Annotated in this window: 15 protein-coding genes and 1 pseudogene; 12 read left to right on the top strand and 4 right to left on the bottom strand. The window is 71.7% G+C overall.

What is annotated here, in order from left to right; genetic code table 11:
- Position 1: 1 nt before the first annotated feature.
- From ACWCSD_RS13910 to ACWCSD_RS13900, 3 genes are read left to right on the top strand one after another with little or no spacing between them, the layout of a single operon-like run.
- Positions 2–1,372, top strand: coding sequence for a M1 family metallopeptidase (locus ACWCSD_RS13910; protein ID WP_387667216.1), 1,371 nt, complete (start codon positions 2–4; stop codon positions 1,370–1,372).
- Complete coding sequence (locus ACWCSD_RS13905; RefSeq protein WP_397159235.1) at positions 1,369–3,576, top strand: right-handed parallel beta-helix repeat-containing protein; 2,208 nt, start codon at positions 1,369–1,371, stop codon at positions 3,574–3,576. Before ACWCSD_RS13910 ends, ACWCSD_RS13905 begins: the two co-directional genes overlap by 4 nt.
- Positions 3,573–4,787, top strand: coding sequence for an alpha-L-fucosidase (locus tag ACWCSD_RS13900; RefSeq protein ID WP_397159233.1), 1,215 nt, complete (start codon positions 3,573–3,575; stop codon positions 4,785–4,787). The genes ACWCSD_RS13905 and ACWCSD_RS13900 overlap by 4 nt, the downstream gene beginning before the upstream one ends.
- A 75-nt stretch (positions 4,788–4,862) precedes the next feature.
- Here the strand turns inward: ACWCSD_RS13900 and ACWCSD_RS13895 are convergent, their stop codons facing one another.
- The gene (locus tag ACWCSD_RS13895) at positions 4,863–6,233 is read right to left on the bottom strand and encodes a hypothetical protein (protein WP_449914943.1); all 1,371 of its coding nucleotides are present in this window, start codon (positions 6,231–6,233) and stop codon (positions 4,863–4,865) included.
- 28 nt (positions 6,234–6,261) lie between these two features.
- Positions 6,262–6,888 carry a TetR/AcrR family transcriptional regulator gene (locus tag ACWCSD_RS13890; protein WP_449914940.1) on the bottom strand — a complete coding sequence of 209 codons (627 nt, stop codon included), beginning with the start codon at positions 6,886–6,888 and terminating at the stop codon, positions 6,262–6,264.
- 206 nt (positions 6,889–7,094) lie between these two features.
- On the opposite strand from ACWCSD_RS13890, the gene ACWCSD_RS13885 reads away from it, so the two are divergent.
- The 6 genes from ACWCSD_RS13885 to ACWCSD_RS13860 all read left to right on the top strand — a co-directional run bounded on the left by ACWCSD_RS13885 (position 7,095) and on the right by ACWCSD_RS13860 (position 15,039).
- Positions 7,095–7,874 carry an ABC transporter permease gene (locus ACWCSD_RS13885; RefSeq protein WP_449914937.1) on the top strand — a complete coding sequence of 260 codons (780 nt, stop codon included), beginning with the start codon at positions 7,095–7,097 and terminating at the stop codon, positions 7,872–7,874.
- A 21-nt stretch (positions 7,875–7,895) separates the two neighbouring features.
- Entirely contained in the window at positions 7,896–8,930 is a 1,035-nt protein-coding gene (locus ACWCSD_RS13880; RefSeq protein ID WP_449914934.1) for a taurine ABC transporter substrate-binding protein, read from the top strand.
- Positions 8,914–9,729 (top strand): ABC transporter ATP-binding protein, encoded by an 816-nt coding sequence (locus tag ACWCSD_RS13875; protein WP_397159223.1) that lies wholly within the window; start codon positions 8,914–8,916, stop codon positions 9,727–9,729. Before ACWCSD_RS13880 ends, ACWCSD_RS13875 begins: the two co-directional genes overlap by 17 nt.
- Positions 9,729–10,814: an LLM class flavin-dependent oxidoreductase gene (locus ACWCSD_RS13870; protein WP_449914930.1), complete on the top strand. Its 1,086-nt coding sequence runs from the start codon at positions 9,729–9,731 to the stop codon at positions 10,812–10,814. The genes ACWCSD_RS13875 and ACWCSD_RS13870 overlap by 1 nt, the downstream gene beginning before the upstream one ends.
- A gap of 566 nt (positions 10,815–11,380) precedes the next feature.
- The gene (locus tag ACWCSD_RS13865) at positions 11,381–14,155 is read left to right on the top strand and encodes a DUF7507 domain-containing protein (protein WP_449914927.1); all 2,775 of its coding nucleotides are present in this window, start codon (positions 11,381–11,383) and stop codon (positions 14,153–14,155) included.
- 329 nt (positions 14,156–14,484) lie between these two features.
- A complete protein-coding gene (locus ACWCSD_RS13860; protein WP_387667190.1) occupies positions 14,485–15,039 on the top strand; it encodes a TetR/AcrR family transcriptional regulator in 555 nt (184 codons plus the stop codon).
- A 112-nt stretch (positions 15,040–15,151) separates the two neighbouring features.
- Here ACWCSD_RS13860 and ACWCSD_RS13855 read toward each other — a convergent pair whose 3' ends face one another.
- Together ACWCSD_RS13855 and ACWCSD_RS13850 are read right to left on the bottom strand one after the other, a co-directional pair.
- Positions 15,152–16,681, bottom strand: coding sequence for an MFS transporter (locus ACWCSD_RS13855; protein ID WP_449914923.1), 1,530 nt, complete (start codon positions 16,679–16,681; stop codon positions 15,152–15,154).
- A complete protein-coding gene (locus ACWCSD_RS13850) occupies positions 16,678–17,706 on the bottom strand; it encodes a fatty acid desaturase family protein (protein WP_397159214.1) in 1,029 nt (342 codons plus the stop codon). Before ACWCSD_RS13850 ends, ACWCSD_RS13855 begins: the two co-directional genes overlap by 4 nt.
- A 76-nt stretch (positions 17,707–17,782) precedes the next feature.
- Here ACWCSD_RS13850 and ACWCSD_RS13845 point away from each other — a divergent pair.
- The 3 genes and pseudogenes from ACWCSD_RS13845 to ACWCSD_RS13835 all read left to right on the top strand — a co-directional run.
- A pseudogene (locus ACWCSD_RS13845) lies at positions 17,783–17,896 on the top strand (TetR family transcriptional regulator); the annotation flags it as partial.
- Positions 17,897–18,082: 186 nt separating this feature from the next.
- Positions 18,083–18,334, top strand: a complete 252-nt coding sequence (locus ACWCSD_RS13840) for a hypothetical protein (RefSeq protein ID WP_449914967.1) — start codon at positions 18,083–18,085, stop codon at positions 18,332–18,334.
- 127 nt (positions 18,335–18,461) lie between these two features.
- On the top strand, positions 18,462–19,239 hold a 778-nt coding region (locus ACWCSD_RS13835; protein ID WP_449914919.1), incomplete at its 3' end, for a GlxA family transcriptional regulator.

Raw genomic sequence — 19,239 nt, 5'->3', positions numbered from 1 at the left:
CATGAAGCGGACCGTCATCGCCCTCGTCGCGGCCGCGCTGCTCGGCACCGCCGCCGCCGTACCCCCGTCGCCTGGCTCGCCCGGGGTCGGCGACCCGCTCTTCCCGACGCTCGGCAACGGCGGCTACGACGTGCGCCACTACGACGTCTCCTTCGACTTCACCCCGGTCACCTACGACTTCTCCGGCGTCGTACGGTTCACCGCGAAGGCCACCCAGGCCCTGTCGTCCTTCAACCTCGACACCGACGGGCACGTGATCGACGCCGTCACCGTCGACGGCGAGCCCGCCACCTGGGCGCTCTCCCCCGGGCAGAGCGGTCAGGAGCTGACCGTCACGCCCGCCGAGCCGCTGCGCGAGCACGTCCCGTTCGAGGCCGAGGTGCGCTTCCACGGCAACGGCAAGGCGCCGCGCGCGGGCCTGACCGGCTGGCGCTTCGGCCCCGACGGCGGGTTCGCCGCCGCCGCGCAGTCCAGCAGGGCCGACACGTTCTTCCCCGTCAACGACCACCCGTCGGACAAGGCCACCTGGACCTTCCGCGTCACCGCCCCCGAGGGGTACGTCGCCACCGCCAACGGCGAGCTGACCGGCCGCGACGGCGGCACGTGGACGTTCGAGGAGCGCGAGCCGATGGCCTCGGAGCTGATCGGCCTCGCCGTGGTCAAGGGCACGTACGTGTACGGCACCGGCCCGCACGCGCTCCCGCTGCGGCATGTCGTCCCGCAGGGCCAGGAGGCCAGGTACGCGCCGATCGCCGCCGAGACCGGCGCCCAGATCGCCTGGGCGGAGGCCAGGTTCGGCCGGTTCCCGTTCTCCACGTACGGGGTGCACATCTACCCGGGGTACAGCGACGCGCTGGAGAACCAGACGCTGTCGCTGTTCGGCACCGGGTGGTTCGACCGGCCCACTTACTCCAACACGATGGTGCACGAGCTCGTCCACCAGTGGTTCGGCGACTCGGTGACCCCCGCCACCTGGCAGGACGCCTGGCTGAACGAGGGCCCGGCCGTCTACTACGCGGCCGTGTGGGCGCAGGAGCACGGCGGCCAGCCGCTGGCCGACAAGATGCGCGGCGTGTACGCCAAGCTCGACGAGGTCCGCGCCAAGGACGGCCCGCCCGGCAGGCCGAAGGGCCTCGGCGGCTACAACATCTACGACGGCGGCGCCCTCGTCCTGTACGCCCTGCGCACCGAGGTCGGCGAGGAGACGTTCGACCGGATCATGCGCCGGTGGGTGCAGCGCAACAAGGACGGCAACGCCTCCACCGAGGACTTCATCACCCACGCCGCCGCCACCGCCCACCGTCCCGCCCTGGACGGATTCCTGCGCGCCTGGCTCTTCGGCACCCAGAACCCCCCGCTGGAGGGAATGTGAACGCCGCGATCGCCCTCGCCCTGACCCTCTCCCTGACCCCCGCGACGCCCCCCGCGACCGGCCCGGCCCCGAAGGTCTTCCACGTCGCCCCGGACGGCCGGTCCGCGGCCTGCAACCAGGTCAACCCGTGCTCCCTGGAGACCGCGCGGGACAAGGTCCGCGAGGCCCTGGCCGGCGGCATGGACCGCGACGTCGAGGTCCGCCTGGCGGGCGGCGTCTACCGGATGGCCGCGCCGCTCGTCCTGGACCGGCGCGACTCCGGCCCCGACGGGCACACGGTGACCTGGACCGCCGCCCCCGGCGCTCGTCCGGTGCTGTCCGGCGGCGTGCCGATCACCGGCTGGCGGCAGGAGGGACGCCTCCAGGTCGCGCCCGTTCCCGAGGGCCTCTCGCCGCGGCAGCTGTTCGTCGGCGGCGTACGCGCGGTCCGGGCACGCGGCGGGTCGTGCCCGGCCGCGACCTGCGACGCGACGAAGACGGGCATGACCGGCGCGGTGAAGAGCGGGGTCGCGGGCTGGGCCGACCCGGCGAACGCCGAGGCGGTCATCAAGGTCAGGTGGCGGAACTACCGCTGCGGGATCGACCGCGTGGACGGCGACGTGATCACCTTCGTCCAGCCGTGCTGGACGAACTCCGCGAGCGGCACCGGCCGCACCGGGCCCGCGTGGGACTCGACGACGGTCGACTCCTCCCGGTACTCCAAGGTGTCCTTCTTCGAGAACGCCGCCGAGCTGCTCGACGAGCCGGGCGAGTTCGTCTTCGACCGGACCGCCCGTACCGTCTCCTACCTGCCCCGGCCGGACGAGCGACTGGACGACGTGATCGCGCCCGCCACCGAGACATTGCTGCGCCTGGAGGGCGCGAGCCGGGTCAGGATCGCCGGGCTGGGCTTCGAGCACGCCGCCTACCGGCAGCCGGACACCGCCGAGGGGTACGCGGGCACGCAGGGCGGCCTCACCCTGACCGGCGCGACCGGCCCCGAGGACCACGCCGGCCGCTTCTACACCAAGCCGGCCGCGGCCGTCGTCGTGCGCGGCGGCCGGGACGTGACCGTCGACGGCGCCGCGTTCGCGCGCCTCGGCGGCGCCGGCGTGATCCTGGAGGGCGGCACCAAGGACTCGGCGGTCACCGGCTCGACGTTCACGGACCTGTCGTCGGGCGCGGTCTACGTCGGCGACACCGACCCCAATCCCCCGGCCGAGCTGCGCGGCGAGCGCAACACGGTGGCCCGCAACACCATCACCTGGACCGGCCGCGAGTTCACCGACGCGGTGGGCGTCTGGGCGGGCTACGAGTCCGGGCTGCGCGTGGACCACAACACGCTGGAGAAGCTGCCGTACTCGGGCGTGTCGGTCGGGTGGGGCTGGAACCAGCCGGTGGCCCAGAACCCGGACATGCGCGACAACCGGATCACCGGCAACAGGATCGTGGACGCCATGATGGTCGCCGAGGACCAGCACGACGGCGGCGCGATCTACACCCAGGGCCCGCAGCCCGGCACGGTGATCTCCGGCAACTACCTCAACCGGTCGGCGTACGGCAACACCGAGCGCGACGGCAACGGCGTCTACCTCGACGAGCAGAGCTCCCACATCACGGTCGAAGGCAACGTGATCACCCGCGTCGGCTACAAGTGGATCTCCAACTGGGCCGGGTACGGCATCGACAACCTCGCGACCGGCAACTGGACCGACACCACCGCGCCGGAGCTGTCCGGCCGCGGCTCGCGGCAGGTGGACAACCACACCGCCCTGGAACGGCTGCCCGACGCGGCGCTCGCCGTCGCCGCGGCGGCGGGCGCGAGCCCCGGCCCGGCCGAGCAGCTGGAACCCGACCTGGCCAGGACGGGCAGCGCCACCCAGTCCGCCACCGAGGGCGCCGCGGCGGCCGCCGACGCCCTCGACGGCTCCACGGTGACCGACAGCAGGACGACGTCCGCGCCCGGCTCCTGGTGGCAGGTCGACCTGGGCGGCCCGCACCGGATCGGCACGGTGGAGATCTGGAACGACGCCTCCATGACCACGGCCGACGCCGAGCTGCTGGTCTCGGCCACGCCCGACTTCGCGCAGGCCACGCGGGTGCCGCTGCCGGGCCGGGCGCTGCGCCCGTCCGTGGTCGCGGTGGACGCCGAGGGCCGGTACGTGCGGATCCAGCGGACCGGCACCGGCCGGATCGGCCTGTCGGCCGTCATGGTGCACCCATGAGCTGGTTCACGCAGGCTCGGTTCGGCCTGTTCATCCACTGGGGCATCTACGCGGCGGCCGCCCGCCACGAGTGGGTGCAGTCGTACGAGAAGATGGACGACGAGCGCTACCGCCGCTACTTCGACCACTTCGACCCCGACCTCTACGACCCGGCCGCCTGGGCCGACGAGGCCGTCAACGCCGGGATGAAGTACCTGGTCGTGACGAGCAAGCACCACGACGGCTTCTGCCTGTGGGACTCCGCGCTGACCGATTTCAAGGCCCGGCGCGACCTGCTCGCCCCCATGCTCGACGCCTTCAGGGAGCGGGGCCTGCGTACCGGCCTGTACTACTCCCTGCTCGACTGGCACCACCCCGACTTCCCCAACGACCTCTACCACCCCCGCAGGGAGGAGGACCTCGGCGAACGCGACGTCGCCAAGTACGCCGACTACCTGCACGGCCAGGTGCGCGAGCTGCTCACCCGCTACGGCCGCATCGACACCATGTGGTTCGACTTCTCCTACGCCGGGCGCGGGTTCGGTGCCAAGGGCCCCGACGAGTGGCGTTCGGCCGAGCTGGAGCGGATGGTCCGCGAGCTGCAGCCGGGCATCCTCGTCAACAACCGGCTCGGGCTCGGCGGCGGCGACTTCACCACGCCCGAGCAGGTCATGCCGCCCGGCGGCGTGCCCGGCCACCGGCCGTGGGAGGCGTGCCAGACGCTCAACGGCAGCTGGGGACACCACCGCGACAACCAGGACTGGAAGCCGGTCGAGCTGCTGGTGAAGATGCTGGTCGACACCGTGTCCAAGGGCGGCAACATGCTGCTGAACGTCGGCCCGAACGCCCGGGGCGAGTTCGAGCCGCGCGCCCTGGAACGGCTGCGCGGGATCGGCGCGTGGATGCGCCTGCACGCCCGGTCCATCCACGGGGCGGGGCCCGCGGAGTTCGAGGCCCCGCCCGACTGCCGCTACACCCGACGCGGCGACCGGCTCTACCTGCACCTGCTGTCGTGGCCGATGCAGCACGTGCACCTGCCCGGCCTCGGCGGCCGGGTGGCCTACGCCCAGTTCCTGCACGACGCCTCGGAGGTGCCGTTCGTCGAGATCGACCCGAAGGAGCCGTTCCACCACTACTTGCGCGGCCTGCCGGAGGACACCCTGACCCTGCGGCTGCCGATCACCCGCCCCGATGTGACGATCCCGGTCGTCGAGCTGTTCCTGAGGCCCTAGTGCCGCGTTCCTCAGGGTGTAGGTGAACCGTCGCCGGCGGCTGTCCGGGCGTTGCGGCGGAGAGTCCGGCGCCCGTCAGGGCTGCGGCAGCGGGATGATCTTGCGGTACTTCCCTCCGGCCGACTGCTCCGGCGGCTCCTCCGCGCGCTCGATCGTCACGTGACCGGCCTTGTGCTCGGCGAGCAGATGGACGGCCCGGTCGCGGGCGGCCTGCCAGACGCGGTCCGCGTCGGCGCCGCCGACGGCCCGCAGGCGTACCCGCAGGACGGTGGGCGCGGTCTGGACGAGCTGGAACTGTTCCATGCCGGGAACGGCCAGCGCGGTGCTGAAGGACATGGGCGAGATGCCGACGCGCTCGCCGGACCCGGTGGGAAAGGTGAGCAGATCGGCCGCACGCCCCTGCACCTGGACGGCCGGCAGCGGATTGCCGCACGGGCAGGGGTCAGGACGCATCAGGACGCTGTCGCCGAGGTCGTAGCGCAGGATCGGCTGGACCCGGTTGGCGAGGTTGCTGATCAGGACGGTGTGTGAAAGCCGCCCGGGCGGCACCGGCCGGTGGTCGGCGTCGACCGGCTCCAGGACGACCCAGTCACTGTTGACGTGGTACCAGCCCTCCCGGCAGCCGGCGGTGAGGAAGCCGCACTCGCCACAGGCGTAGGCGGCGCGGACCTTCGCCCCGAACGCGGCGGCCAGGCGTTCCCGGGTCTGCGGGCTCAGCGTCTCGCCGCCGGGGATGACGAGCGCCGGGCGGATGCGCAACCGGCCGGCCTCCTGTTCCCCTGCCAGCAGCGTGAGCAGCCCGACGAAACCGGCGACGCTGGCCGGATCGAACCGGTTGAGCTCGTCGACCATCTTCTCCATCGACTGGTCGGTCGGGATGACCCGCATCAACCGGCCCAGCCACGGCCGTTCCAGGGCCGCCCGTGCCGGCCCGGCGAGGGTGGCGAAGTGACCCCCGGGCGCCGTGACGATGGCGGTGCGGCCGGCGCGGGCGAGCGTGCACAGGACGTCGCGGGCCGACAGCCCGGCGCCGGTGCGCAACCCGGTGGCGGTGTGCACGGCCAGGCACCGATCGTCCTGCACGAACAGGCCGCGCTGCCCGCTGGTGCCGGTGGTCGTGGTGACCAGGTAACGGCCCAGGAACCGATGGCCCACCACGTCGGGATCGGCCACGAACTCCTCGACTCGCTCCCGGGTCACCTCACGGTCGGTGACCCAGTCGTCGAAGCGGGCCATCAGTGTCTTCTTGTCGGTGACCGGGAGCAGCTGCGGGTCGTCGGCCCCTTCCGGCAGGTCATGGTAGAGCTCGCGGTAGAAGGGCGAGTGGGCGCGGGCATGGGCCACCAGCTCGGCCAGGCGACCCCGCCGCCGCCGCGCGATCGCCTCCGGACCTTCCCGTACGGCGCGCCGCATGTCGCGGGCGAGCCGCCGGACGCTTTCCTCCATGATCGTCGCTCCTTTTTGCGGTGATGCGTCAAGGGTTCGGGGTGGACGACGGCACCGAGCGCAGACCACGCATGGCGATCTCGACGCCGTGCCGGGCGGCCTCCCACAACTCCTCCTGGGACCGGCCGAGCTGGACGCTGGCCAGGCCCGCCTGCTGGACGGCGCCCATCAGGGCCCCGATCATCGCGGCCGCGGTGATCGGGTCGAGGCCGGGGAAAGCCTTCAGCAGCTCTCCGACGACGCGCTGCTGAAGGTCGAGCAGCAGGTAGAGCCCCTTGGCCTGGAGCGCCGGCGTGGTCAGGGCCAGCCGGGTCACGCCGGACAGCTCCGCGGCCTCCTTGGCGGGGATCTTGGGCCGGCGGTGGGCGGCGTACCGCTCGACCGCCCTGGCCAGCACCTCGCCGGGGCCCTCCTCGGGGCGGCGGTCCGCGATGGCGCCGACCAGCACGTCGAAGTCCCGCTCCATGTCGACGAAGAGCACTTCGTCCTTGGTGCGGAAGTAGTTGAAGAACGTCTTGGGATCGACGTCCGCCGCCGCGGCGATCTGCGTCACGGTGGTCTGCTCATAGCCCTGTTCCTCGAACAGGGCCATGGCCGCCGACACGATGCGCTGCCGGGTCTCCCGCTTCTTCCGCTCCCGCCGCGTTTCCTGCATGCGGGCGAATATACTCCTACTAGAATTTTCCAGCAACTGGAAGTTTATCCGGGGCACGCCTGACCCAGAGCCGCCAAGCCGGTCTCGCGGCGCGCAGCACAACACCCGAAGGGGCCGGCGCGCCGTCCTTCTTGCGTGCGCCCGAGGGATCGTCTACCTTAATTCCCACTAAACCAGTCGCTTATTGTGGAATAGGGGCGGAGACGGTGATCCGTGGGGTCGGGCTGCGGGTGGCGGGGGTGGTCCTGCTGGCCGCGATCTGGTGGGCGGTCGCGGCCTCCCACCTGTGGCCCGAGGTGTTCGTCCCCAGCCCGGGGTCGGTGTGGGACCAGCTCTTCCTGACCTCCTCCGTGCACGACGGCCGGCGCGGCTACGGCGGCTACCTGCTGTCGGAGCATCTGCTGGCCAGCCTGCGCCGCATCCTGCTCGGCAGTCTGTACGGCATCGCCGGCGGGATCGCGCTGGGCCTGGTCGTCGGCCTGGTGCCCACCGTGCGTGCCCTGCTCAACCCGCTCATCACGTTCGTGCGGACGCTGCCGCCGCTGGCCTACTTCAGCCTGCTGATCATCTGGCTGGGCATCGACGAGCCGCCCAAGGTCTCGTTGTTGTTCGTGGCCGCGCTGCCGCCCGTCGCCGTGGCCACCGCCGACGCGGTACGCGGGGTGCACGAGGACTACCTGTACGCGGCCAGGTCGCTGGGGGCCGGGCGGTGGCAGCTTCCGTACCGGATCGTGCTGCCCTCGGCGCTGCCCGAGGTGATCACCGGCGTCCGGGTCGCGGTCGGGGTGGCCTACACCACGGTCGTGGCCGCCGAGACCGTCAACGGAGTGCCGGGCATCGGCGGGATGATCCGCGACGCCCAGCGTTACAACCAGACCGACGTCGTCGTGCTGGGGCTGCTCGTCATCGGCGCGTCCGGCCTGCTCATCGACACCCTCCTCCAACTCACCGAGCGCCTGCTCGTGCCCTGGCGCGGCAAGGCCTGACCCCCTGCGAAGGCATCAGCCATGAAACATCGCCTCATCCCCGCGCTGGCGCTCGCACTGTGCCTGGCGGCCTGCTCCACCGGCACCGGCGCCGCCACCGGCGCCGCCCCCGCCGCCGACGGCAGCCCCAAGGAGCTGCGCATCGGCTACCAGCTCATCCCGAACGGCGACCTCATCGTCAAGGACCAGCGCTGGCTGGAGAGCGCGCTGCCGAACACGAAGATCAGCTGGATCAAGTTCGACTCGGGCGGCGACGTGAACACCGCGATGGTCGCGGGCAGCATCGACATCGGCCTGGCCGGCAGCAGCCCGGTCACCCGCGGCCTGTCCGCGCCGCTGAACATCCCGTACCAGGTGCCGTGGATCTTCGACGTCATCGGCGAGAACGAGGCGCTCGTGGCCCGCCAGGCGGGCTCGGTGGCCGAGCTGAAGGGCCGGAAGATCGCGACGCCGTTCTCCTCGACCTCGCACTACAGCCTGCTGGCCGCGCTCCAGGAGGCCGGGCTGGGCGAGTCGGACGTCACCGTCGTCGACCTGGAGCCGCCGGACATCCAGGCCGCCTGGACGCGCGGCGACATCGACGCCGCCTACGTCTGGACGCCCGTGCTCGGCGAGCTGCGCAAGAGCGGCAAGGTGCTGGTCACCAGCAAGGAGCTGGCCGCCAAGGGCAAGCTGACGGCCGACCTGGCCGTCGTCCGCACCCAGTTCGCCACCTCCTACCCCCAGGCGCTGCGCACCTGGCTCACGCAGCAGGACCGGGCGGTCAAGCTCGTACGCACCGACAAGCGGGCCGCGGCGGCGGCCGTCGGACGCCAGCTCAACCTGAGCCCCGACGAGGCCGCCGGGCAGATCGACGAGCTGATCCTGCTGGACGCCAAGGAGCAGGCCGGCTCCGCCTACCTGGGCACCCCGGACAAGCCGGGCGCACTGGCCGAGAACCTGCGCAGCGCCGCCGAGTTCCTCAAGACCCAGAACAAGCTGCCCGAGGTGCCCGCCCTGGAGGTCTTCCAGAAGGGCCTGGACACCAAGGACCTGCGCGATGCCTTCACCAGCTGACACGCTCACCGCGGCGGCGGTGCGGCTGGAGGGCGTCTCGCTCACCTACCGGCCGCGCTCCCGCTGGTCGAAGGCGGAGCCTGTGGAGGCGCTGCGCGGGATCGGGGCCGACGTCGGCGCGGGCGAGTTCGTGACGATCGTCGGGCCCTCGGGCTGTGGGAAGAGCACGCTGCTCAGGCTCGTCGCCGGGTTCGCCGCGCCCACCTCCGGGACGGTCACCGTGGGTGGCGAGCCCGTGGCGGGGCCGGGGCCCGACCGGGGCGTGGTGTTCCAGCAGCCGCGGCTGTTCCCCTGGCTGAACGTACGGCGCAACGTCGAGTTCGGGCTGCGCATGACAGGGGTGCCGAAGCGGGTCAGGACGGCCAGGGCCGACGAACTGCTCGCGCTCGTGGGGCTGGGCGAGGTGGCGGGGCGGCGTCCGTACGAGTTGTCCGGCGGCATGCAGCAGCGCGCCGCCATCGCCCGGGCGCTCGCGCCCGACCCCGCGATCCTGCTGATGGACGAGCCGTTCGCCGCGCTCGACGCGCTCACCAGGGAGCGGCTCCAGGAAGAGCTGCGACGGCTGTGGCAGGCCACGGGCAAGACCGTCCTGTTCGTCACGCACAGCGTCGACGAGGCCGTCTACCTGGGCACCCGCCTGCTGGTGATGAGCCGCGGGCCGGGCACGATCGTGCTCGACCAGCCCTCGGAGCTGCCGCGCGCGGCCGATCCGCGCACCCATCCCGACTTCCCGTCCGTACGCGAGACCGTGGCCGCAGCCGTCCGGCGGGCCGCTTCGTCCGACCCCGAGGTTTCCTGATGCGTTTCCACTGGTTCCTGCCCACGACCGGTGACGGTCACGACGTACGCTCGGCCATCACCACCACCGACGCCTACCGCCCTTCCGCCCGCCCGGCCACCGTCGCGTACCTGACGCAGGTGGCCAGGGCGGCCGAGCAGGCGGGGTTCGAGGCCGCGCTCACCCCCGTCGGCGCGGGCTGCCCCGACCCATGGATCGTGTGCGCGGCCCTGGCCCAGCACACCGAGCGGCTGCGGCTGCTGGTCGCCTTCCGCACCGGGTACGCGCTGCCCACCCTGCTCGCCCAGCAGGCCCAGTCCTTCCAGGAGATCTCCGGCGGCCGGCTGCTGCTGAACGTCGTGACCGGGGGCGACCCCGTCGAGCAGCGCGCGTACGGAGACTTCCTCGACCACGACGCCCGCTACGCCAGGACCGGCGAGTTCCTGCACGTGCTCCGCCGCGCCTGGGACGGCGCGCCGTTCGACCACCACGGCGAGCACTACCGGGTCGAGAGCGGCGGCCTGCCCGCGCCGCTCGACCCGAGGCCGCCGCTCTACTTCGGCGGCGCGTCACCGGCCGCCGAGCAGGTCGCCGCCCGCCACGCCGACGTCGTGCTCATGTGGGGCGAGCCGCCGCAGGCGGTCGCCGAGCGGGTGGCCAGGTTGCGCACGCTCAGCGCCGCGCACGGCCGCACCCTCGGGTACGGCCTGCGCGTGCACGTCATCGCCCGCGACACGAACGAGGCCGCCTGGGCCGAGGCCGACCGGCTGCTCACGGGCATGGACCCGGGCCGCATCGCCGAGGCCCAACGCCGCTTCGCCCGCTACGACTCCGTCGGCCAGCGCCGCATGGTGGACCTGCACGCCGGCGGCACCCGTGAGCTGGAGATCCACCCGGGGCTGTGGGCCGGGGTCGGGCTGGTGCGCGAGGGCGCCGGCACCGCCCTGGTCGGCTCGTACGACGAGGTCGCGGCGCTGCTCCACGAATACGCGGAGGCAGGGGTGGAGGAGTTCGTGCTGTCCGGGTGGCCGCATCTGGAGGAGGCGTACCGGGTCGGCGAGCACGTCCTGCCGCGCGTGCCGCGGACGGCGGCCCTTCCGGCCTGAGCCCCCATGGGAGGCTGGTCAGTCGCCGCGGCGCTCGTCGACGATCTTCGTCAGCGGGATGAGGCGGTCATGGCGTTGGGCCATCTCCGCCCTCACGCGTCCATGATCCCTCCGATGAGGGGAATCGGGGTCCCGGTGCAAGCCATCCGCGCGGCGCCGGCCTGCTGACCTGAGTCGCCTACCACTCATGATCTCTCCTGCGCTTCCTCGGTGACACGGGCTGAACTCCCCCACCATCACCGGCCCAGGCGAGATCGGTCATGAGTAACCCATACTCGGATTTCGACCCGCGGGGGCCGAAGGCGGTCAGTGATGAGGTGGCGCGTGCCGAAACGCCTCAACACTTACGTTGTGCTGATGAGAGCCGTGGCCCGGGGAGGATCCAGCGTGCCGTTCACGAACTGCTGGAGGCTGCGCGGACAGTCGAGCCCATGTTCGGCTCCTTCATGGTTGCCCGGCTGTGGAACCACCGCCGCAGGGGTGGCGGCCAGGTTGTGGCCGCCACCGGAACGGGATGAGTACGGGCTACTCATGACGGCACGAGCGCGGGCGCCGACACTCGGCCCATGCTTATCCGCCGCGTGATCGTGCCGCTCGTCTTGTTCGTCGTCGCCGCCCTGCTCGGCGCCCCCGCGGGGCACGCCGACAGCGCGGTGCACGGTGAGTGCGAGTTCCTCGGGACCTCGCCCCTGTCGCTCGCGGAGGGCGAGCGGCCCCGTGCCCGTATCACCTTCCTCAACGACAGTCAGGAGAGCGGCTGGTTCACCGCCACGGTGGAGGCCGGGTTCCACTACTGGCACGCCACGCCGTTCCACCGGCAGTTGTTGTCCGCCGAGACGGGGCTGGTGCAGGGGGAGTTCGACCTGCCGCCGGCGTACGCGGAGGGCCTCGGTGACGCGAGCGGCCTGCGGATCGACATCACCTCGACGCTGTCGGGCGACACGACGATCGGCACCTGCTCCACCACCCTGAAGGTGCACACCGGCCGTGACACCGACCAGGACGGGCTGCTGGACGACTGGGAGACCAACGGCATCGACTACGACCAGGACGGCACGGTCGATCTCGCGCTGAACCAGCCCCCGTACAGCGCTGACCCGAACAAGAAGGACGTCTTCGTCGAGCTGGACGCGATGTTCTGCCTGGCGTCGTACTGCCGGCGCTCCAGGGAGTTCGACCCGAACGCCATCAGCCAGGTGGTGACCGCCTTCGCGGCGCACGGCATCACCCTGCACGTCCATACCGGGGAGCGGGCCGGCGAGGCGGAGCGGATCACGTTCGACACCAAGAGCCCCGGCAGCTGGGACGACTTCGACGATGTGAAGTTCGGCGACTCCGCCATCGCCTGCGACGGGAACTTCGGCGACGTGCTCGACCGGATCTCACGCAACTGCGAGAACATCCTGGGCGCCAAGCGGCTGGCGTTCCGCTACGCCGTGTCGGTGCACGGGCTGACCGGCCTCGGCACCACATCGGGCCAGGCCGAGGCGGGCGACGACACCCAGCAGCACGTCGACCTGGCCCACCTGGCCCGCGTCGCCCTGCCGGGCGGCAACGACTTCGTCATCTCGCTCGGCGCGTGGGACAACACGCGGATCGCCGCCAACGGCGGCCAGACCGCGGCGGAGGCGGGCACGTTCATGCACGAGCTCGGCCACACGCTCGGGCTGCAGCACGGCGGCCTGGACAGCGTCAACTGCAAGCCGAACTACCTGAGCGTCATGAACTACTCATACCAGTTCCCCACGGCGTCCACCGCGTCCCGCCCCCTGGACTACCAGCCCCAGGAGCGCGCCCCCATGAACGAGGACCAGGGTCTCGACGAGGTGGGCGACGCCCTGCCGGGAGCGGGTGGCGCGACGGTCGTGTACGGGACGGTGGTGGCCGGGAAACCCGGAGTCGCGCTGACCACGCCGGCCGACAAGCCGGTCGACTGGAATGGCGACGGCACCCGCGCGACGAGCCAGTCCGGGGACGTCAACCACATCATCATGGGCCCCGACACCACGTCCTGCCCCGTCTCCCCCAAGCAGACCCTCACCTCCTGGAACGACTGGGACCACCTGAACCTCAACTTCCGCGAGAGCCCCTGGTTCGAGGACGGCGCGCACAAGGGCGTGCTCGGCCTGGGCAGCGCCGAGATCACCGCCGAGGCCGCCGCGAGTCTCAACCCGCCGATCGACCTCACCGCCGCCAAGACCGTGGACAGGCAGGACGCCTCCCCCGGCGACCGGCTCACCTACACCGTGGCCGTGGGCAACAAGGGACCCGCCACCGCCACGGCGGTGAAGATCGACGACACGATGCCCGGCGGCGACGTCGTCCACCGCACGACGTCCGACGTGCCGGCGGGCGGCTCCGCGCGGGAGACGTTCACCTACGACATCCCCTGTGCGACCACGGACGGGACGGTCCTGACGAACAAGGCGGCCGTGTCGGGGACCAATGAGCGCGGATACGCCGAGACCGGCACCCTGTCCGACAACGCCGCCGAGGTGTCCACCACGGTGCACCGGTCGGTGATCGGCGTGGCGGCCACCGCGCCCGCCACCGTCAACGCCGGCGAGGCCGCCGCCTACACCCTGACCTACCGCAACACCGGCGGGGCCGCGGCCTCCGGCGCCACGCTCACCGCCACGCTGCCCGCCGGCCTCTACTACAGCGCCGCGCTCGACCAGGGCGCCGGGCCCCGTCCCGGCTCCGTGAGCAGGAACACCGACGGCACCACCACGCTGCGCTGGGCCATCGGCACGCTGCCCGCCGGCACGGGGACCGGCACGATCGCCTTCACCGCACGGCCGAGCCTGCTGCTCCTGGACGCGGCGACGGTCACCGTGCCGGTCTCGCTGAGCGCCGACGGCTCCGGCCCGTGCCTCACCAACCCCGCCGCCGCGACGGCGGAAACGCGGATCACGACCGTCTCCCCCAGCCGCGACCCGGGGCTGGTCACGTTCTGGGCGCTGCGGCCCGACCTGCGCACCGCCGAGGCGCTCGCCCGCGTCCAGGCCACCGACGACCGCTTCGACGGCGCCGACGGCTCGGCCGCGAACGGCGCGCTCTCCCTGCGGGAGTCCACCGCCGTCCTGACCCTGCCGCTGACGCAGCCACGCACACTGCGGGCCGAACTGCTGGCCACCACGCTCAACCTGGCCGACCGCCGGATCAACGCCGGCACCGCCGTGGACGGCCTCACCGCGCGGGCCCTGGGGGTGCGGACGGTGGGCGAAGCCGTCCGCCACGCCCAGGCCACCCTCGCGCAGCCGCCCACGCTGGACAACGTCGTCCGCTACACGAAGGCGACCCAGGTGCTCGCCGAGATCAACTCGGGTCTGGCGAGCTAGCCATGTGCTTCCGAGGTGGCCGTCCCGGTGGCCACCTCGATAGCCGCCCCCGTGGCGGCCTGGCCTGGCATCGAGGCCGACCCCGACTTCATCGGCCGGCCCCGGATCGCCAGCCGATCCCAGCGCTACGAGGTGATCAACGCGCTGATCAGCAAGGGCGCACTCCGCCGCGTCAGCACCGGGCACCACGGCCGCCGGGCGCTCTTCGAGATCCCGCACCTGACCCCGGCCACCGACGCTGACGTGACCGTTCACACCAGCGAGCCCGGCCTCGATTCTGAGCTACGGATGTTTGAAACGCTTGTTTGCGGCGTTGGTAGGATCATCACGTGGGAGTTCCTGAGGATTTGCTGGCCGCGACCAAGCAGTGTCTGTCCGAGCGCGGATATGCCCGCACGACGGTGCGCGACATCATCGCCGTCTCCGGCAGCAACCTTGCCGCGATCAACTACCACTTCCGCTCCAAGGACGCGCTGCTCACCCAGGCCATGATCGAGGTGACCGGCGAGGCGGTCGCGGAGATCCTCAAGGCTTTTCCCGACGACTCCAAGGAATGGTTCGAGGCCTTCTGGGGTGAGCTGATCGAGTCCTTCCGCACCAACCCGACCGTCTGGCGGGCCAATGTCGAGACGCTCGCGCAGGCCTCTCACCTGCCTGATGTGCGGGCCCGGCTGGCCGAGGGGCAGGCGCTGGCCCAGCGGGAGCTGAGCGCGCGCCTCCCCGGGCACGACGAGGCGGGGGCCCAGGTGCTGCTGACGCTGTTCATCGGGCTGCTGGTGCGCTGGCAGATCGACCCCGACAACGCCCCGGCGGCCCACGATCTGGCCACCGGCCTCCGCGCGGTCGCCCAGGCGGCGGGCCACGGGGAATCGGCACCCGCCTGACCGCTCGGCCCCACTCCAGCCGCCCCACTCCAGGCTCCTCGCCCCAGCGGCCCTGTTCCGCCCACCTCGTTCCGCCCCGCCCCCCTTCCGCCTGCCGTGGCAAGCGGCCTCTTCAGCGCATCGCGTGGCGGCCGGCGTGCCGGTCCTCAGGTGGCGGCGGGGCGCCCTTCGCCTGCCGTACGGCACGCAGCATGACGGGAGCGAGCACCGCCATCACGCACAACGCGGCGGCCGCGGCGAGCATGGCGTAGTGCTGCCCCTGTGTGAAGGCCTCGCGGGCGGCGGCGGCCAGCGTGGTCGCGGCCGGTTCCGTCAGGTGCCGCGCCGACTCCAGGGCGCCGCCCAGAGTGTCGAGCGCCGCTGACGGAGCGCCCGTCTCGGCGAGGTGTCCCCGGTAGACGGCGGTGCCGATGCTGCCCAGCAGGGAGATGCCGAGCGCGCCGCCGAACTCGGTGGCCACCTGTGACAGCCCGGCGACCGATCCCGCGCGCTCCGGCGGAGCGGTGGCGATGATCAGGTCGGAGGAGACCGTCAGGACGAGCGTGACGCCACCGGCCATCAGCATGATCCCGGCGATCAGCAGACCGCTCTGCCCCGTCATGTCCAGCCGGGACAGCAGCATGAACCCGCTCGCGCCGACGAGCAGCCCGGCGCAGACCACCAGGCCCGGCCTGACCTTGCGGACGAGCATCGGCGCGAGCCCGGCGGCCAGCATCGCCATGCCCGCCGACGGCAGCGCGTACAGCCCGGCGATGAGCGGCCTGGCGCCCATGACCATCTGCAAGTACTGCGTCGTGAACAGGCTGGAGCCGACCATCGCGAAGACCCCGAGGGTGTTGGCGCCGATCGAGACGGTGAAGGCGCGGCTGCCGAACAGGCGCACGTCCAGCATCGGATCGGCCATCGAGCGCTGGCGCCTGACGAAGGCGGCCCCCAGCGTCAGCCCGGCGACGATGGCCGACGCCGGCGCCCAGCCGAGGCCGTCCTGGGCGATGTGCTGGATCCCGTAGATCGTCGGCAGGATGGCGCCCAGCGACAACGCCACTCCGAGCAGATCGAACCTGCCCGGACGCGGGTCACGCGACTCGGGCAGCAGCGGCGCCAGGACCAGCAGCAGCGCCATGACCGGCAGGTTGACCAGGAACACCGACCCCCACCAGAAGTGCTCGAGCAACGCGCCGCCCATCAGCGGGCCCAGCATCGCGCCGCCGGCGAACGCGCCGGTCCAGATGGCGATCGCGACGCGGCGCTGGCCGTCATCGTGGAACATGTTGCGAATCAGCGACAACGTCGAGGGCATCAACGTGGCGCCACCCACCCCGAGCAGGGCACGGGTGACGATCAGCAGGTCGGCACTGGGAGAGAACGCGGCGACCGCGGAGGCGGCCCCGAACGCGGCGGCCCCCGCCATCAGCAGCCGCCGCCGCCCGACCCGGTCACCGAGCGTGCCCATCGGCAGCAGCAGCCCGGCGAGCATGAACGGATAGATGTCGATGATCCACAGCAACTGGGCACCGCTCGGCGCCAGGGAGGCGCTGATGAACGGCAGCGCGTAGGACAAGACGTGCAGGTCGACGGAGATCAGGAGTACGGGCAGGACCAGGACGGCCAGCCCGATCCACTGTTTGCGTCCGGCCCTCATGAGCGGCCCTTCTCTCGGAGCGGAGCACCGGCCTGGTGCAGGTGACGCAGCGCCTCGGCGTGCGAGGCGACGAAACTGACTTCGTGGTACGGCAGGCGCAATTGCCGGCAGTGGGCCTGCACGATGGGTTGCGCCAGGCGCAGGTTGGGGGTGGGCATGTTGGGGAACAGGTGGTGTTCGATCTGGTAGTTGAGCCCGCCCATGGCGATGTCGGTGAACCGGCCGCCGCGCACGTTGCGGGTGGTGAGCACCTGCTTGCGTAGAAAGTCGAGCTTGGCCTCCCCCGTGAGGGTCGGCATTCCCTTGTGGCCGGGGGCGAACACGCAGCCCATGTAGACGCCGAACAGCCCCTGGTGGACGGCGAGGAAGACCAGCGCCTTGCCCGGTGACAGGGTCCAAGCCAGCACACCGAGGTAACAGGCGAAGTGCGCGAACAGCAGCGCGCCCTCCAGGAAGCGCTGTTTCATCCAGGGCTGCCGCAGTGCCCGCACACCGCTGACGTGCAGGTTGAGCCCTTCGAGCAGGAGCAGCGGGTAGAGGAGGAACGCCTGCCGGCCGCCGATGAGCCGGGCCGGGCCGCGCGCGTTGCGTGCCTGTTCCTGTGACCACACGAGGACGTCGGGTGTGACGTCCGGATCGAGTTGCTCGTGGTTGGGGTTGGCGTGGTGGCGGGTGTGCTTGTTCATCCACCAGCCGTAGCCGAGGCCGATGGCGAGGTTGCCGCCGAGCCGCCCGAGGATCTCGCTCGGGCGGCGATTGGTGAAGACCTGCCGGTGAGCCAGATCGTGCAGAACCAGGGCGACCTGCGCGAAGACGATCGCGAAGTAGACGGCCAGCGGGAGCTGGAGCCAGGAGTCGCCCAGCCAGTGGAACGCCGCCGCTCCTGCAAGGTAGGCGGCTGCGACGGCGGTGATCCGGATCAGGTAGTAGCGGGGGCGCCGGTCGAGGAGCCCGGCCTGCCGGATGAGTCTGGACAGGCGGCTGAAGTCGCTCGCGGCCGTAGCCGCTGCGGTTGCTTGTGCCATGCCGATGACCATACACATGTTTGAAACATTCGTGCAAAACATATGTTTGTGACGTTTGTTCGGATAGGGTGGCAGAGTGAAAGAGCGAGACAAGCTGATCGACGGCGCTGAACGCTGCCTGCAGGAACGCGGCTACGCGCACACCACGGCACGCGACATCGCCAGGACTTCCGGCGCCAATCTCGCCTCCAGCGACGCAGCGGGCGGTCGGCGCCCTCTACCCGACCTTGCTGACGGGGCTGGCCCTGCAACGTCTCATCGACCCGGAACGCGCCCCCACCGCCGAATCATTGACGGAGGCGCTGCGTGCCGTGCGTGCACGTGCCGGCGCATGACGGCGATACCTTCACTCACCCTGCGTCAAGCTCTGCTGGTCGTGGACGCGGTGAACGGTATGCACTCCACCGACCGCCTGGCCGACACGCGCCTGCTGGCACAGGAAGTGGAGGCGGTGATCGCGTTGGGCGCGGCAGCGGTATGGGCGGAGGAAGGGCGCGCCCTGTTGGACATGATCAAGGCATGGACGACCCGCGAGCGCCTGGCGGTCATCGCCGCCGCCGAGCGATTCTGGGCATGTTCCGAGGATGGCTATGAAGAGGGGCTGCGAGCAGTAGGACTGCTGAGCTGAGCGCCGGCGCCGGAACCGGAGCCGCGTGAGCACCCACAGCTCCGCGCGCCTCGCAGTGCCTGATCCGTCCGGTCTCCGGCGCTGGTTGCCCTCGTGGGCATCGGTGGAGCTTGCCTACTGTGTCCGTGTGAGTGACGTGACGAGCGGGCGTACGGGACGGGTGGTCGTGCTGGTGCTGCCCGAGGTGAACCTGTTGGATCTCGGCGGCCCGGTCCAGGTCTTCTCTGCGGCAGCCCACCTGGGCGGCTGCTACCGGCTGGAGTACGTCGCCGAGACCGGTGGGGTGCGCTCGGCGCAGGGGCTGGAGCTCGCTGGGCTCCAGGCGCTCGCGGCGACGCAGGCGGGACCGGGTGATCTGGTGCTGGTACCGGGGCCACGACTGACCGGATCCGACCGACTGGTGTCGAGCGCCGCAGTGCGATGGCTGCGGGAGGCTTATGACGCGGGGGCGCGGGTGGCATCGGTGTGCAGCGGCGCCGCGGCCCTGGGAGAGGCGGGGCTGCTGGATGGCCGGGCGTGCACGACGCACTGGTCGCTGACCGGAGCGATGCGCGAGCGGTATCCGGCGGCCCGGGTCCGCGAGGCGGCCCTGTACGTCCACGACGGGCGCATCAGTACCAGTGCGGGCATCTCCTCCGGGATCGACCTTGCACTGTCCCTCGTCGAACGCGACCACGGCCCGGAACTGGCCGCCGCCGTCGCCCGTGAGCTGGTGCTCTATCTGCGGCGGGACGGCGATGCTGCCCAGATCAGCCCATTCCTGCGCTACCGCGACCATCTGCAGCCCGCCGTGCACCGGGTGCAGGACCACCTGGCTCAGAACCTGGATGCCCCGCACTCCCTCGACGAGCTCGCCGCCGTCGCCCATCTGTCGCCGCGTGGTCTGACGCGGGCCTTCACCACGG

The sequence above is a fragment of the Nonomuraea sp. NPDC001684 genome (assembly GCF_053596515.1).
This window is presented reverse-complemented; position numbering and strand designations above follow the sequence as displayed.

Bases quoted from the DNA above. Each gene is read 5' to 3' on its own strand.
- ACWCSD_RS13910 (WP_387667216.1), top strand. From the start codon at position 2: ATGAAGCGGACCGTCATCGCCCTCGTCGCGGCCGCGCTGCTCGGCACC.
- ACWCSD_RS13900 (WP_397159233.1), top strand. From the start codon at position 3,573: ATGAGCTGGTTCACGCAGGCTCGGTTCGGCCTGTTCATCCACTGGGGC.
- ACWCSD_RS13895 (WP_449914943.1), bottom strand. From the start codon at position 6,233: ATGGAGGAAAGCGTCCGGCGGCTCGCCCGCGACATGCGGCGCGCCGTA.
- ACWCSD_RS13890 (WP_449914940.1), bottom strand. From the start codon at position 6,888: ATGCAGGAAACGCGGCGGGAGCGGAAGAAGCGGGAGACCCGGCAGCGC.
- ACWCSD_RS13880 (WP_449914934.1), top strand. From the start codon at position 7,896: ATGAAACATCGCCTCATCCCCGCGCTGGCGCTCGCACTGTGCCTGGCG.
- ACWCSD_RS13875 (WP_397159223.1), top strand. From the start codon at position 8,914: ATGCCTTCACCAGCTGACACGCTCACCGCGGCGGCGGTGCGGCTGGAG.
- ACWCSD_RS13870 (WP_449914930.1), top strand. From the start codon at position 9,729: ATGCGTTTCCACTGGTTCCTGCCCACGACCGGTGACGGTCACGACGTA.
- ACWCSD_RS13865 (WP_449914927.1), top strand. From the start codon at position 11,381: ATGCTTATCCGCCGCGTGATCGTGCCGCTCGTCTTGTTCGTCGTCGCC.
- ACWCSD_RS13855 (WP_449914923.1), bottom strand. From the start codon at position 16,681: ATGAGGGCCGGACGCAAACAGTGGATCGGGCTGGCCGTCCTGGTCCTG.
- ACWCSD_RS13850 (WP_397159214.1), bottom strand. From the start codon at position 17,706: ATGGCACAAGCAACCGCAGCGGCTACGGCCGCGAGCGACTTCAGCCGC.